We start from the raw sequence: 12,258 nt of genomic DNA, 5'->3' as shown, positions 1-12,258 counted from the left end.
CCATCCCTACCGGGATGGCCCACCGCGGCTCTGGGTGCGTCCGGGCCCCGGCCCGTACTGCTGGCTCTGCTGCTGGGCCGTGCGCTGGGCCGCCTGCACGCGCTGGGCATCCTCGGCGAGACGCTGGGCCGGCGGCTGGGCTTCGCGGCGGGCCGTCTCCCGCTGGATCAGCGCCGTCGCGGTGTCCAGGTCGGACGCGCGTTGGTGCGCTTGCGAGGCGTCCGACCGGGCCGCTCCCAGTCCTCGCTCACGGGCGGCGGTCGTACGGGCCAGGACCTCCTCCGGGCTGCCGCCGGCCTCGTGCCAGGCCGCCAGGACGGCATCGTGCTCGGAAGCGGGTCCGGCAATCCGCATGCTCGCGTCCAGCCGCTCACGCGCCGCAGCAAGGTCGAGTTCGGCGTCCTGGGTCGCGGCGCGCAGGTCACCAAGCTGTTGTTCCAGGGCCTGCCGTTCGTCGCCGCGCACCGCGGGCCGGCCAAGGAATCCCCGCTCTTCCAGCTGCCGCTCCACCTCGTCGGCCTGCTGCCGGGTGCGGTCGACGTCGGCGACCAGGTGCTCGACCAGGACGGCGTCCTTGCGGCTCTGCAGGATGGCGTCGACCTGCTCGGCGCGGGCGGCGACGTGTTGCTCGACGGCGCCGCCCGGGGCGAGCGAGGCGGTGATCTCGTCCACCTTGACTTCGGCCTTCGCCGCCTGCAGTCGGGCGGCGCCTGCCTGCTCGACGGCGTAGGCGAGCTCCGCGGCCAGGTCGGCGTCCGGCACATCCCGGTAGCTGGCCAGCTGGGCGGCGGCCTTGCGGTCCACGGAGGCCAGGCGTTCGGCCCACTGGTAGCCGTCGCCGTCCGCCGCGGCGGCCCGCCACCGGTCGAACAACTCGCGCGTCGACTCGCTCCAGAGCTGATGGCGCGTCTGCTCCAGGACCCGCTGAATATCCGGCTCCGTAGGCCACCCCCCGCTCTCCAAGCGGCGCACGGTGCCCGCGATCTGGCCGGAGATCGGGTCGGCGACGTGAACCGCGTCGACCCCCGGCCACCCCTTCGCCGCGGCGAGCACCGCGCCGACGTTGGCGTAGACCGTCTCCTGCATCTCCAGGGGCGGCAGGATCGCGTACCCGATCCCGCTCGGGCCGATCGCCGCCTGGTAGCGGTGCATCACCCCCAGCTCGCTCATCGCGGGGTGCATGGCGGTGTAGGCGAGTTCGCAGTGGTAGCCGGCGGCGCGGAACTTCTGCACGACGTCGGATGTGTACTCGGCGTTGGTGAAGGGGCCCACCAGAACGATGTTCTGCCGGTGGTCGATGGCGTGCTGACGGATGTGCTCTGTCAGCTCTCCGGCCGCTGGGGAGAAGTGGCGCATCGCTGAGAGCATGCCGTCCTCCCGCGCCATCCGGGCGTACCCGGGGAGGTACGCGAACACGTCGTCTCCGTCCAGCACGACCGGGTCGGCGAGGCCGAGCTGCTGCGGGACCGCGGTCCGCAGGGTGGTCTTCCGCGAGCCCTGCGGGCCGCCGAGGATGACCATCCGGGGGTTGTCCTGGGAGGGTGCGGTGAGCGTGGGCCGTAGGTCGTTCTCCCAGATCGCCTCGATCTGCTCGGCGTCGGGCAGGGGCGGCGGCGTCACCCGCCGGCCCTCACCGAGGCCAGGACAGTCGGGTACTCCGCAAGGATCGCCCGCAGCCGGTCCGGGTCGGTCTTCCCCAGGTCCTGGCGCTCCTCGATGTAGCGGGCCCTCTCGGCCCTCAGCCGTTCGGCGTCGGCGGGCTCGGCAAGCGCGATGAGCGTGCTGTACTCCGCGATGATGGCGCTGATCAGGTCGTAGGCGATATCGGCGGCGTCGGGGTCGATGGCTCCAGACATGAACTCAACCTATCCCCCTTCCCGCCAACTGGGCGGACCTACATTTGAGTTCCATACTCGACGGCAGCGGTCGCCGCCGGTGCCACCTTGGAAGGGATCCCCCGATGCCTCAGTGGTTCAAGAGCTCGCACTGCGACGACAAGGAGTTCGCGTGCGTGGAGGTCCGCACGGAGCCCGGCACGGTGGCCGTGCGCGACTCGAAGGATCCGGACGGGCCGGTGCTCACGTTTCCCGGCGAGAGCTGGGCCGGCTTCCTCGGCATGCTTAAGGGCGAGGCGTAGGAGCCCGGACCACAAGCGAAGGCCGAGCTTATCTGGGGCGCCCAGGAGCCGTGAGGTACATGAGGCTTGGAACCCGGACGAGTGCATGCCGGACGGATATCTGGGGGTCGTCAGGCACATGCGGAAGACTGGCATCCGAGCAAGAAGTGTGTAGCAAGCTTGACATTTTGGTCATGCCGACCCATGCTGAGTGTCAAGCACGCTACACATCGAGTGGCGTCAGTAGGCGGGAGAGGGTCATGTCCTACACGATCACGGCGGAGCAGGTCCGCGAGCTCTGGAAGGCGATGAACCCGGGGGCTGTGCTCGACAGGGGGGATGACCTCGCTCCGGTGACGAAGGACGACCTGGCCGCGCTCGCTGACCAGATCGACACCGACGACCAGGGGCTCCCGCTGGACGACCAGTGGCAGGTCTTGGCCGACCAGCTCAACACCGACGACGAGTCCTCGCCGTCGCCCGCCGCCGGGCCGGCCGCCGACGTCCTCCAGGCCGTCGAGGAGGCGCGCCGGGCCCGGGACAACGCCGAGCGCGAGCTGCAGGAGCTGATCCGCTCCGCGATGCTCAACCGGAAGACCACGAAGGTGAGGGTCAAGGACCTGGAGCAGGCCGCCGACCTCAGCCGGGCCCGGCTCTACCAGATCCGCGACGGGCGCCGCTGACCGTGGCTCACCTCGCCGCCGCCTCCCGTCTGGTCACCCGGCGGGAGGCCGAACCCCTCCTCGGCTACGCTCCCGGCAGCCTGAAAGCCGTGATGCAACAGCAAGACCGCTGGCCCGATCCGGTGGCCTGCCGCAGGCGCGACCGCGCACTGCTGTGGGAGCTGGACGCCCTGCTCGCCGCCGCCCGTCCGGCCTCCGAGGCACGTTCGCGCCGTCCGGACGGCGCCGACACGGACGGCCTGGTCACCTGCCTGGTGTGCGGACGGCGCTTCCGCTCGCTCGCCCCGCACCTCGCCCGCGTCCACGAGATGTCGGCCGCCGAGTACCGCGCCGAGTACGCGCTGCCCGCCAGCACCGCCCTGATGGCCACGGACGTCCGCAGTTCACTGTCGCAAGCCCGCCGCGAGGCCATGGCGGCTGACCCGGACCTGCTCGACCCAATGCGGACCGCGACACCCCCGCTTGACGAACTCGCCCGCCGCTCGGCCGCCGCCCGCGTCGGCACCGACAACCTGCCCGCCGTACGATCCGCCCGCAGAGCTGGAGCACTGCGCACTCTCCCGGCCGCCAACCAGGCACGCAAGGAAGCTCTGGAAGCCGTAGCCCAGGCAGCAGGCTTCACGTCGATGACAGCAGCGATCGAAGCGACCCGCGACCTGTCAAGCCGAGCCGCCGCAAGACGGATCGGCATCACGGCGAACACTGTCAGACGCTGGCGGCGACACTCGCCCCAAGGCTGACCGGTGACTCGGAAACGTTTCGACCGAAACGTTTGAACCCTGTGTGCCTCATGTGCCCGCACTCCGGTCACGGGGTTCTACCTGCGGAAAGCTGGCGTAACCCCAGATAATACTCGGAAGCGGCGCGGTCTGACCCGGCGCCAGCAACGGCGAAGCGCCCCACCGGACGGGCCGGTGGGGCGCTTCGCCGTTTGCGGGTCAGGACTTCGGCCGGCCGAGCATGAACTGCAGGCCGTGCCGCAGCGCGTCGTCCTTCTCGGCGGCGAGCATCCTGTCCAGCTCGTCCGGTCCGCCCGACAGGTCGCTGTGGGCGTGCTTCTGCAGCGGCGCAGGCTCGGCGTAGGCCTCTCGCGCCGCCTCGTCTGCGCGGACCTGGATGCGCGCCATGCCAACCGCCCCGGGGTCCTGGTCGACCAGGTATCCCAGATCGTCCATGGTCGGCTCGCCGACCAGCGGGGTGGCCACCAGGACGTACATGCCCATGTCCGCGTGGGCCAGGGCATGCCCCGGTCCCTGGGGGAACGGGGTGGGGGCAGGCATCGGGGCACCGCTGGCCAGCGCCGCGTCCAGCGGGTGGTGCAGCATCCTGCCCGAGGTGCTGGTCAACTCCAGCACCATGGGCCCGTTGGAGTCGGCGAGGGAGTGCTGCATGTGCTGGTCCATGCGGTGGTGCCGGATGAACCCGCGGTAGTTGCGGGCCAGTTCCTGCGCCTGCGGGTCTGCCGCGTTGGAGTGGTACCACCAGGAGATGACTCTCGCCGACCAGGGCGCGCACTTCGCGGGCGGCCGCGTTGCGCTGTCCCGCGAAGTGCGTGACCTCGGCGGCGGCCAACAGCGCGCGCGGAAGTTGGGACGGATTCCTCGACATGATCAAAGGCGAGGTCTAGGGGCCCAAGCTGGTCTGGCGGGGCGTGTGGTTCAGCGGCTGGTGGCCTCGGTTGCGGTCCGGGCCTGGTTGATGCCAGCAACTGCCTGAGCCAGCTCGCTCTCGGCGTCGGTTGCCAGCCCGGCCATGAGGAGGCCTGCGGCACTGACGAGGTGGCCGCCGGCGGCTTCGAGCGAGGTTCGGCACGTCTCGCCGGCTGCGAGAACGGCGGTGTCCGTGGCGGCGTGTTCGAGTGCTTCGCGGAGGTCCCAGCAGATCGGTTCGGGCCTGCGGAGGAGGGCCGCGGTCGGGACCACGCCGGTCAGGGGCGTGAGCCACTGCCGGAACGCATCCGTGATGGCGTTGATGTGCCCGGCGACAGCTGCCGTGGCGCCGTGCACCGTGTCGTGCCCGGCGATCTCGAAGAGGTCGTCGCCGAGCGCTGGGTGGCTGCCGAACGCGGTGACCGATCCTGAGTGCGCACGCGGGCTCAGGGGCCAGATGGCCGGCTCCTCGGGCACGTCCTCCGGCACCATGCCGTCGTAACGCAAACCCTCCTCGTCATACGCGTAGAGCTGGTGCCAGGTGGCGTCCACCCCGTACAGCTCTCCGTCCCGGGTGGTCACCATGACAATCCGGTACCCCGGGATTGGCCAGCTTGCGCGCATGTAGGTGTCCGGGAGGGGCTTGCAGGTGGCGATGGCGACGGAGTATCCGTGTTCCTGGCCAAGCCAGACGGCCAGGGCCTCAGTGATCGTGTTCGGGTCGGCGGTGAAACTGTGGTCGACGTCCAGGCGGCGGCGACGGAAGTCGCCCACAGCGGCCTGGAGCGCAGTGGCCATGATGTCGGTTGTGGTGTTCCCGGCCGCAACTGCGGCGTCGGCGTTGCACTGGCTGTGGTCGTCTGCCACGGGTGTTCTCCCTCGTGCGTAACCGCCCCTCGGGCACGGGTGTGCCGGGGGTTCAGGCCGGACGGGGTCCGGTGTCTCCGGGAATCCGGGGATCACGCGCTGCGGTGAGAGCTGCGCGAGCCCTGCAGGGCAGGGAAGGCGGAGGCTGGGCCGGTCGCGGTTCGTGACCGGCCCAGCCTAGGGTCAGCCGCTGACGGCTGGAGCTGGAGTTATCCTCAGCGCGTGACGGTCAGCGGGATGGTGACCTGACTGGCGCGGCCAGCGGCCAGGACGTTGTCGATGTCGGCAACGGTCTTGATGGGGCCGGTCACCAGCAGCACGGTGTCCCCGGCCGCGGCGACCAGGCCCGTCCAGCCGTCGGGGACCGGCATCGTGCCGTCGTACACCGTGGTGTCCTCGGCGCCGATCAGCAGCTCGTTACGGCCGTCGGCGGTCAACGTCAGGCGGGCTCGCCACCGGGGGTCGACCGGGTCGGGGGTGATCGGCACGGTCAGCTGGCGAGCGCCGTAGGAGCGCACGGACACCTCGGTGAGGTCCGCGCTCCGAAGGGCGCCGCCCGCGTCGGAGTGGGCAACGGTGGTGGGCTGGATCATAACGATCGCCGCCCCGGCGTTGGGGATCCGAACGGCCTGCGCGTGCAGCCCGACCACGAAGGGCTCCAGGGAGACACCGGCCGGTTCGGCGGGTTTGGTGATGCGGCGGGGAGGCTGCTTGCGGGGTTTGCCGGGCTTCTCGCGGCCCATGGATTCTCCTCGATGTCTGGTTCGGCTGGAGTGCGGCCGGCGGCGGTAGCCGCCAGCCGTCACGCGGTCAGCTGGCGATGGGCAGGCGGAGCGAGTCGATGGTGTTCAGGTCGCCGAGGGCGATGCGCTCGTCGTCGGCGGCGATCCTGGTCCACTCCTCCAGCCGGGCCGCCCTCGGGCTGTCCCAGCCGTGGGACAGGGCGATCTCGGACGGCACGTCCAGGTGGTCGGTGCAGACGACGGTGAGCTGCGCTTGGTAGCTCATCGCGTCTCCCTCGCAGCCCGTGACGGTGCACAGCCGGTGCAGCTCGGGGCTGGCCGTCGCCTGGTGGTCGATCAGGTAGCGCAGGCCATAGGCGGTGACGGTGACCGCGGTCTGGTGGCCGCCGCGGTCCTGGATGACCTCTTCGACGGCCAGCTCCCACTGGTCGGCCTTGGGACTGCCGAACAGGGACATCGCGGATCGGTCGGTGTCGATGGCCGCCAGCAGGTGGGCGGCGGCCACCGTGGCGAGGGAGACGGTCTCCCCGGCCGGGGAGGTGAGCGGGGTGCCGGTGAGGATGTCGGCGAGGGTGGTCATGGTGGGTGCTCCTGTGACTCGGTGTGCGGCCGGTGATTCCCGGTCACCCGCGGGCGAGTCCGGGGAGGGGTGCACGCGGTCGGGGACGGCGGACAGCGGGTCAGTCGCCCGCAGGTTCGTTCTCGCGGAGGTAGGCGTCCAGGGTGACGCGGGTGATCCCGCCGTAGGCGGCGATGATCGTCTTCGTGTGCGCCGGTTTCCCGGTCTTCGGGTTGATGACGGCGCGCGCGTTGCGGCTGAGCTGGGCCAAGCCCTTGCGGGCGTTGATCACATCCTGTTCGAGCAGGTACACCCGGACGCCTCCGACCGCCACCCGCTGCAGCGGGGTCAGACGGGGCGGGGTGAGGGTGGTGTGCAGCTCGACCACGTCGGCGGCGAGTCCCGCCCAGTTGTAACGGGCGAGGCTCCGGCCGTTCCGGACCTGGGTGGCCTGGCGCTGCCGCGCCACTTCGGCAGCCTGCTCGTATCCCCCCAGAAGCTTGAGCTCCGCCGGGCTCAGGTGCGAGAGGTCGAGTTCGGGCGGGGCGGCGATCGTGGCCCGCAGCGTGCTGGCCTCGGCGGCGTCCTCCCACCGCACGTGCGTGAGCTCGTCATCGGTCGGCGGCGGGAGGGGGGTGCTCGCGGTCAGTCCCTCCCATGACCGGATGCTCGCGCAGGCCGGACAGTCGGGCACGTATCCGCGCTGCCTGTACTGGCACAGCACTGGCAGTGACCAGCGAACCGAGTAGACGGCGTGCACTGTCGGGGGGTTGTAGCCGCACGCGTCGCGGTTCGGGTGGGGGACCACGCGCAGAACCGGCGTGCGCGACTCGACCACCCACCGGGTCGCGGTGAGGTCACTGTCGGTGCTCGCGCCCGGGGCCAGTCGCGTCAGCGCGTCGGCAAGGTCCCGCCCCGGGGCGGAGTCTTCCGCCATCTCGACCAGAATCATGTTCACCACTATACACCAGAAATGTATAGCGATGAACACTATCCTCGAATCCGCCGAGATCTGCAGGCCGGAACGCGGGGGACGGCCGAGCGCCGGGCCGCGCACCCGGGGCCTGCGCGGCGCCGCGCTCGCGGCGACCCGTCAGGAGCTGCAGGCCGAGCGGGAGCAGGAGCGCGTGGCCGGGCGGCTGGCCGGCACCCGGGACCTGGTCGTCGCGCTCGGCCTCCGGGCCGAGCTCACCGCCTGCGGCTGGGAGGGGCGGTGGTCCGCACCCCGCTCGTTCGGGGTGCGCTCGGCAGGGCCTCGCACGGCCCGGCGGTGGCCATGGGCGGGCCACGTAGCTACCACCGCCTCTCCTGGTTCCTCTCCCCGTGCTGGGCTGGGTGGTGGCGGCGTTGACGGTCGGCCGGACGGCGGCGTGGGGGTCCGGGCCCTGCGGGGCTGGATCGGGGTGGTGGCGTCCGGCGGTGCCGGCCGCGTGCTCGGGGGCGGTACTGTCCGGCGCGAACGGATCGGTCTACGAACGCACGGGCAGCAACCCGGGTTGCACCCCGTGTCGGAACAGGCTGACCCGGCCGGGTGCCGACACGGGCCAGGCTGTCGGTTCAGGTGTTCTGGCGTCGAAGGGCCCGGACTCCGAGGTCGTAGGCCATGGAGGCGAGGGCGAGGACGACGAGCGGCCACACCAGCGGGGATTCGGGCGGGACCGTGCCGGACAGCAGGGCGCCGGTGACCGAGCCGGTGCCGGCCATGGCGGTGCAGGTGGGTGCGGGGGGCACGCGCAGCAGCAGGCCGCGCTCGGTCTCCGGGGCGGGCGGGCGGCGGCTCATCGGGTCACCACCGCGGCGGCGCGCTGGGTGTGCCGGTCGCCGAGATGGGAGAGCTTGCGGCGGACCCGGTCGCCGTAGGCGGCGGGCAGGCCAAGGTCGAGGGCGGCGTCGGCCCAGGTGGACTTGCGGGAGGCCCAGAGGTTGGCGACCGCGGCCTCCGCCTCATCGAGGCCGCGGAGCACGACGTCGATCCGGGGGTCCGTGAAGTCGTGGTCCAGCGCGAGGGCGCCGGCGGCGGGCTTGTCCGGGTACACGTCCCGGACCGTCACGCCGTCGCGGTTGGGCGTCTCCAGCATCCACACCCGTTTGCCCCTGCCCACGCGGACGGTGCCGTCGGGTGCTCGCCAGTGGAATCCGCCGAGCCGGTGCTCCCAGACCTCTGTCCATCGTCGGCGCTCGGCGGCGGTGTAGGTGCGCAGGATCTTCAGCAGCTCCGGGTCGGTGAGGTAGCCGCCGAGCCGGTCGACCCAGTCGCCGAGCAGCGCGCCGGTCACCGCGTGCCGCCACTGCGCCGCCTCGGCGTGGCCGAGGACATTGCGCGTGAAGTCGTCGACCGTGTCGTGGTCACCGATGATGGCGGCCCACCGGGCGGCAAGCGCCGCCAGCAGGATCTCGCGCGTCAGCCACATGAGCCTGTGGCTGTTGGACATGCGGCTGAACTCGTACCAACGCTGGCCTGCATCGCACAGGAAGCGGACCTGCAACCTTCCACGCTCGCCCAATGAAGGCGGCGTCGCCTCCCCGAGCAAATAGCTGCGGGCCGCCACCAGGTAGGTCGGTGCAGTCAGGGCATCATCGGGCCACTGGTAGAGAACGTCGCCCCTGTCCTGGCAGTGAACGGGTCGCCCAGTCCATCCCTCCGGATCCTGCAGGGCCGCCAGTCCCGCAAGGAGCACACAGCTACTGGCCTCGGTGGTCATCTCTCTCGTTCCTCCGTCTTCTGGGGAGGTTCCCCCACCCTCTGGGGCCGGCAGCGGGCGAATCCGGCAAAGATCTTGGAATTAGGATGTGGCCTGCGTCACATCTCGTGTCGGCGCTGCCGTCCCGTGTCCGGGGTGTCCGCTGAACGTCCGGCGGGGTGCTGATGGTTCGTCTGCTATCACGGGTAAGCTTCACCTCACTCGTGATAATGCTCCAAATCACGAGCGACGAAAGGGGACAAATGGACGAGCTCTCGGAAGGGCTCAGCATCGACCTCCGGGGCGCCCGCAGCGCCCTCGCCGTCCCGGGCGCAGGCCCGTGGGCGGACGCCGACCACCACCTCACACCCGCGACCCGCGAAGCGCTCGTGGTCGCCGTCCCGGAGAACACCCGCCGCGCGTACCGCAACTGGTGGAGCCAGGCCGACCAGTGGTGCCGGGCCAACGGGCGCACCACGCTGCCCATGACGACCGAGACCCTGACCGAGTGGATCCACCACCTCACCCGGGTGGTCAGCGAGCGCACCGGCAAGCCCTACGCCGCGTCGTCCCTCGACCAGGCCGTCGCCGCCGTCCAGTCCATGCACAAGATCGCCCGGCACCCGAGGCCGGACGCCGACGACGCCCGCACGCTGATCCGCGCGCACAGCAAGCGCCTCGCCGACGCCGGCCGCACCACGAAGAAGTCCGCGATCGTCACCGACGACCAGGCGCTCGACGTCGCCGAGCGGATCGACCCGAACACCCTGACGGGCGCCCGCGACCGACTGCTGTGCGCGCTCTCGTACGCGGCCTGGACTCGCCGATCCGAGCTCGCGGCGCTGAACCTCTCCGACGCCTGGACGACCAGCAGCCCCAAGGGCGTTGTGGTCCGCTTCCGCAGCAGCAAGACCGACCAGGACGGCAAGGGGGCCGAGCTGTTCCTGCCCGCCACGGGGGACGCGCTGTGCCCGCACGCGGCACTCACCGCCTGGCGCACGATCCTCGCCGAACGCGGAGTCACCGACGGCCGGCTGCTGCGCAAGATCGACCGGTGGGGCAACATCAGCGCCGAACTCCACCCCGGATCGGTCAACGACATCTCCAAGAAACTCGTGGGCGCGGCCGGCCACGACACCGATGAGCGAGGGAGAACGTTCACTTCGCACGGCTGGCGCGCCTCCGGCCGCAGCGCCGCCCGCGCGGCCGGGGCAAGCGCCCAAGCCGCCGATGAGCACGGCCGGTGGAAGCCGGGTTCGAAGGCCGGCGAGGGCTACGAGCGCGACCGCGGCGGGCTCGGCGACAACCCCATGTCCAAGGTGGCGGAATCGCGGCGCAGTCGCGCCCGACAGCTCGCCGCCGAGCAGGCTGCCGCCGACACCACCCGGCCGGTCGAGACCACCGAGGACGGGTTCGACGTCGTCAACGACCGCGGTCCGACAGCAAGGGGCGGCTGGGTTCGGACGGACAGCTCGCCATCATCCTGACCGGCGGCGCGCCAGCCGAGTAGCAGGGGCCTCGAACGCCGGGCGGTGCGGGTCACTGCCCGGCGTTCGCCGTCTCCCGGCCGCGGGCCAGTTCGGCGTACTCGATGGCGACCGCCTGCAGTTCGCCAATGCTCGGCCGCGTGTCGGGGGTGGCGCTGATGCTGGCCTCCCAGTTCAGCGCGGCGAACCCCCACAGGTCCCGCGCCACCCCGGTGGTGCCGACCTCCGCCGCACGCAGGCAGTCGAGCAGCACGTCCGCGGTGAGCGGCGAGGGGGCGGTCAGCCACGTGCCCAACCGTGCGCCGAGCTCGGCGTACGTGTCCACCAGGTCGGTCACACCCTGGCACAGCTCCGCCCGCCCGGGCGAACGCTCCGTCAACCGGCGCTGACGACGCTCCTACAGGCCGGGTACGGCACCGAGGAACATCGCTGCAGCGGTGGCCGGCAGTGCGTCGAGCTCGGCCAGGGCCTCCGCAAGTTCCTTTCGGGCGCGGGCCAGCTCGTCGGGGATCTGACCGGCCCGCGGGTCCTCGGTGGAGAACACCGCCGAGCAGGCGAGCAGCGCGAGCAAGGCGCTGGCCGTGCGGGCGGCCGCCGCGACCACCGGGCCGCAGCCCTGCGCGTCCAGCGCCTTGAGCAGGTGCGAGACGTGGCCGGTCTGCCAGTGCAGGACTCCCATCACCCCGGGTCCCTCGGCGCCGGACGCCTGGAGCACCTGTCGGCGGGCCAGCGACATCTCCTCGGCGCCGCCGCCCTGGGCGAGCATGTGTCCCTCGGTGAGCATCCCGGTGCCGATCGCGGCGCCGTACAAGGCGTTGGCCAGGACGGCGGCCAGGACGTGCTCGCCGCCCACGGCCCGGGCCTGCTGGTCCAGTTCGCCGACGGTCGGGGGCTCGGCGTACGCCCCAAGTGCGGCCATTGCCGCCGAGATGGCCTCCGCGCTCGGGGCGGGCGCGGGCGTCTGCTGCTGGTTCGGGATCGACATGGCCCGGAGCGTAGCGGGACCGCGGGGGCGGCTGACGTCCCTTCGGCTAGCTCCCCCGCGGAGGAGCTCCGGGCCCTATGCTCGGCCCCTATCGGCCGCCGATCGACCGGATCACGTCGACCGTGTCCCGGTCGCTCCGCAGGGAAACCTCGGTCGCGAGCACCGACAACTTCCCGGCCATCACCATCAACAGGCTTGGCAGGATGCACTCCTCATCGGATCCGGCCTCGGCGATCCGAACGTAGGACTTCCCCAGCTCGGCCCCGAACTCCGCTTCAAGGGCCTCGCCCACTTCCTCCGGGGACATCTCCGAGGGGACAGTAAGCCGGTCCATGCCCCGGGTGGCCATCAGGCAGGCCAGGCGGACGCACTCCTGATCAAGGACGGTCATGTTGAATTCATCGGGTCATATGAGAGCCACTGCTTCGGCGTGAACGGGAGCCAGGCGTAGGCCGTTCGTGGCGGTGATGTACTCGACCGTGGCAGGT

The 12,258-nt window shown here is 71.4% G+C and carries 16 protein-coding genes; 4 read left to right on the top strand and 12 right to left on the bottom strand.

Annotated elements, in window-relative coordinates:
• Nucleotides 1-6: 6 nt before the first annotated feature.
• Complete coding sequence (locus ACIOJE_RS38265) at nt 7-1,620, bottom strand: zeta toxin family protein (RefSeq protein WP_280686184.1); 1,614 nt, start codon at nt 1,618-1,620, stop codon at nt 7-9.
• Complete coding sequence (locus ACIOJE_RS38260; RefSeq protein WP_280686183.1) at nt 1,617-1,856, bottom strand: hypothetical protein; 240 nt, start codon at nt 1,854-1,856, stop codon at nt 1,617-1,619. The genes ACIOJE_RS38265 and ACIOJE_RS38260 overlap by 4 nt, the downstream gene beginning before the upstream one ends.
• A gap of 104 nt (nt 1,857-1,960) precedes the next feature.
• Here ACIOJE_RS38260 and ACIOJE_RS38255 point away from each other — a divergent pair, with 104 nt between their 5' ends.
• The 3 genes from ACIOJE_RS38255 to ACIOJE_RS38245 all read left to right on the top strand — a co-directional run bounded on the left by ACIOJE_RS38255 (nt 1,961) and on the right by ACIOJE_RS38245 (nt 3,539).
• The gene (locus ACIOJE_RS38255) at nt 1,961-2,137 is read left to right on the top strand and encodes a DUF397 domain-containing protein (RefSeq protein ID WP_280686182.1); all 177 of its coding nucleotides are present in this window, start codon (nt 1,961-1,963) and stop codon (nt 2,135-2,137) included.
• A gap of 239 nt (nt 2,138-2,376) precedes the next feature.
• Nucleotides 2,377-2,799, top strand: coding sequence for a hypothetical protein (locus tag ACIOJE_RS38250; protein ID WP_280686181.1), 423 nt, complete (start codon nt 2,377-2,379; stop codon nt 2,797-2,799).
• 92 nt (nt 2,800-2,891) lie between these two features.
• Nucleotides 2,892-3,539 carry a MucR family transcriptional regulator gene (locus ACIOJE_RS38245; protein ID WP_280686222.1) on the top strand — a complete coding sequence of 216 codons (648 nt, stop codon included), beginning with the start codon at nt 2,892-2,894 and terminating at the stop codon, nt 3,537-3,539.
• A gap of 198 nt (nt 3,540-3,737) precedes the next feature.
• Here the strand turns inward: ACIOJE_RS38245 and ACIOJE_RS38240 are convergent, their stop codons facing one another.
• The 7 genes from ACIOJE_RS38240 to ACIOJE_RS38210 all read right to left on the bottom strand — a co-directional run bounded on the left by ACIOJE_RS38240 (nt 3,738) and on the right by ACIOJE_RS38210 (nt 9,049).
• Nucleotides 3,738-4,190, bottom strand: a complete 453-nt coding sequence (locus tag ACIOJE_RS38240) for a hypothetical protein (RefSeq protein WP_280686180.1) — start codon at nt 4,188-4,190, stop codon at nt 3,738-3,740.
• Nucleotides 4,191-4,457: 267 nt separating this feature from the next.
• The gene (locus tag ACIOJE_RS38235; RefSeq protein WP_280686307.1) at nt 4,458-5,315 is read right to left on the bottom strand and encodes a hypothetical protein; all 858 of its coding nucleotides are present in this window, start codon (nt 5,313-5,315) and stop codon (nt 4,458-4,460) included.
• A gap of 215 nt (nt 5,316-5,530) precedes the next feature.
• Entirely contained in the window at nt 5,531-6,058 is a 528-nt protein-coding gene (locus ACIOJE_RS38230) for a hypothetical protein (protein WP_280686308.1), read from the bottom strand.
• Between the two features lie 67 nt (nt 6,059-6,125).
• On the bottom strand, nt 6,126-6,638 hold the full coding sequence (locus ACIOJE_RS38225) for a hypothetical protein (RefSeq protein ID WP_280686309.1): 513 nt from the start codon (nt 6,636-6,638) through the stop codon (nt 6,126-6,128).
• A gap of 100 nt (nt 6,639-6,738) precedes the next feature.
• Nucleotides 6,739-7,608 (bottom strand): hypothetical protein, encoded by an 870-nt coding sequence (locus tag ACIOJE_RS38220; protein WP_400782910.1) that lies wholly within the window; start codon nt 7,606-7,608, stop codon nt 6,739-6,741.
• Between the two features lie 566 nt (nt 7,609-8,174).
• The gene (locus tag ACIOJE_RS38215; protein ID WP_280686311.1) at nt 8,175-8,399 is read right to left on the bottom strand and encodes a hypothetical protein; all 225 of its coding nucleotides are present in this window, start codon (nt 8,397-8,399) and stop codon (nt 8,175-8,177) included.
• The gene (locus tag ACIOJE_RS38210) at nt 8,396-9,049 is read right to left on the bottom strand and encodes a hypothetical protein (RefSeq protein WP_280686312.1); all 654 of its coding nucleotides are present in this window, start codon (nt 9,047-9,049) and stop codon (nt 8,396-8,398) included. Before ACIOJE_RS38210 ends, ACIOJE_RS38215 begins: the two co-directional genes overlap by 4 nt.
• Before the next feature lie 512 nt (nt 9,050-9,561).
• Here ACIOJE_RS38210 and ACIOJE_RS38205 point away from each other — a divergent pair.
• Nucleotides 9,562-10,785, top strand: a complete 1,224-nt coding sequence (locus ACIOJE_RS38205) for a hypothetical protein (protein WP_280686313.1) — start codon at nt 9,562-9,564, stop codon at nt 10,783-10,785.
• Nucleotides 10,786-10,837: 52 nt separating this feature from the next.
• On the opposite strand, the gene ACIOJE_RS38200 is transcribed toward ACIOJE_RS38205, so the two are convergent.
• The 3 genes from ACIOJE_RS38200 to ACIOJE_RS38190 all read right to left on the bottom strand — a co-directional run bounded on the left by ACIOJE_RS38200 (nt 10,838) and on the right by ACIOJE_RS38190 (nt 12,161).
• Nucleotides 10,838-11,164 carry a hypothetical protein gene (locus tag ACIOJE_RS38200; RefSeq protein ID WP_400782906.1) on the bottom strand — a complete coding sequence of 109 codons (327 nt, stop codon included), beginning with the start codon at nt 11,162-11,164 and terminating at the stop codon, nt 10,838-10,840.
• A gap of 18 nt (nt 11,165-11,182) precedes the next feature.
• Nucleotides 11,183-11,770, bottom strand: coding sequence for a DUF6245 family protein (locus tag ACIOJE_RS38195; RefSeq protein ID WP_280686315.1), 588 nt, complete (start codon nt 11,768-11,770; stop codon nt 11,183-11,185).
• An 88-nt stretch (nt 11,771-11,858) separates the two neighbouring features.
• Nucleotides 11,859-12,161 carry a hypothetical protein gene (locus ACIOJE_RS38190; RefSeq protein ID WP_400782904.1) on the bottom strand — a complete coding sequence of 101 codons (303 nt, stop codon included), beginning with the start codon at nt 12,159-12,161 and terminating at the stop codon, nt 11,859-11,861.
• Between the last annotated feature and the right edge of the window lie 97 nt (nt 12,162-12,258).

Origin of the sequence: Kitasatospora sp. NPDC087861 (assembly GCF_044742585.1) — a bacterium.
Taxonomy (GTDB): domain Bacteria; phylum Actinomycetota; class Actinomycetes; order Streptomycetales; family Streptomycetaceae; genus Kitasatospora.
Note: the sequence above shows the minus strand (reverse complement) of the source record. Positions and strands in the feature narration are given on the sequence as shown.

Excerpts from the sequence above, each read along its gene's own strand:
- ACIOJE_RS38225 (WP_280686309.1), bottom strand. The coding sequence starts at position 6,638 with ATGACCACCCTCGCCGACATCCTCACCGGCACCCCGCTCACCTCCCCG.
- ACIOJE_RS38230 (WP_280686308.1), bottom strand. The coding sequence starts at position 6,058 with ATGGGCCGCGAGAAGCCCGGCAAACCCCGCAAGCAGCCTCCCCGCCGC.
- ACIOJE_RS38215 (WP_280686311.1), bottom strand. The coding sequence starts at position 8,399 with ATGAGCCGCCGCCCGCCCGCCCCGGAGACCGAGCGCGGCCTGCTGCTG.
- ACIOJE_RS38190 (WP_400782904.1), bottom strand. The coding sequence starts at position 12,161 with ATGACCGTCCTTGATCAGGAGTGCGTCCGCCTGGCCTGCCTGATGGCC.
- ACIOJE_RS38260 (WP_280686183.1), bottom strand. The coding sequence starts at position 1,856 with ATGTCTGGAGCCATCGACCCCGACGCCGCCGATATCGCCTACGACCTG.
- ACIOJE_RS38210 (WP_280686312.1), bottom strand. The coding sequence starts at position 9,049 with ATGTCCAACAGCCACAGGCTCATGTGGCTGACGCGCGAGATCCTGCTG.
- ACIOJE_RS38255 (WP_280686182.1), top strand. The coding sequence starts at position 1,961 with ATGCCTCAGTGGTTCAAGAGCTCGCACTGCGACGACAAGGAGTTCGCG.
- ACIOJE_RS38250 (WP_280686181.1), top strand. The coding sequence starts at position 2,377 with ATGTCCTACACGATCACGGCGGAGCAGGTCCGCGAGCTCTGGAAGGCG.
- ACIOJE_RS38205 (WP_280686313.1), top strand. The coding sequence starts at position 9,562 with ATGGACGAGCTCTCGGAAGGGCTCAGCATCGACCTCCGGGGCGCCCGC.
- ACIOJE_RS38195 (WP_280686315.1), bottom strand. The coding sequence starts at position 11,770 with ATGTCGATCCCGAACCAGCAGCAGACGCCCGCGCCCGCCCCGAGCGCG.
- ACIOJE_RS38240 (WP_280686180.1), bottom strand. The coding sequence starts at position 4,190 with ATGCAGCACTCCCTCGCCGACTCCAACGGGCCCATGGTGCTGGAGTTG.
- ACIOJE_RS38245 (WP_280686222.1), top strand. The coding sequence starts at position 2,892 with ATGCAACAGCAAGACCGCTGGCCCGATCCGGTGGCCTGCCGCAGGCGC.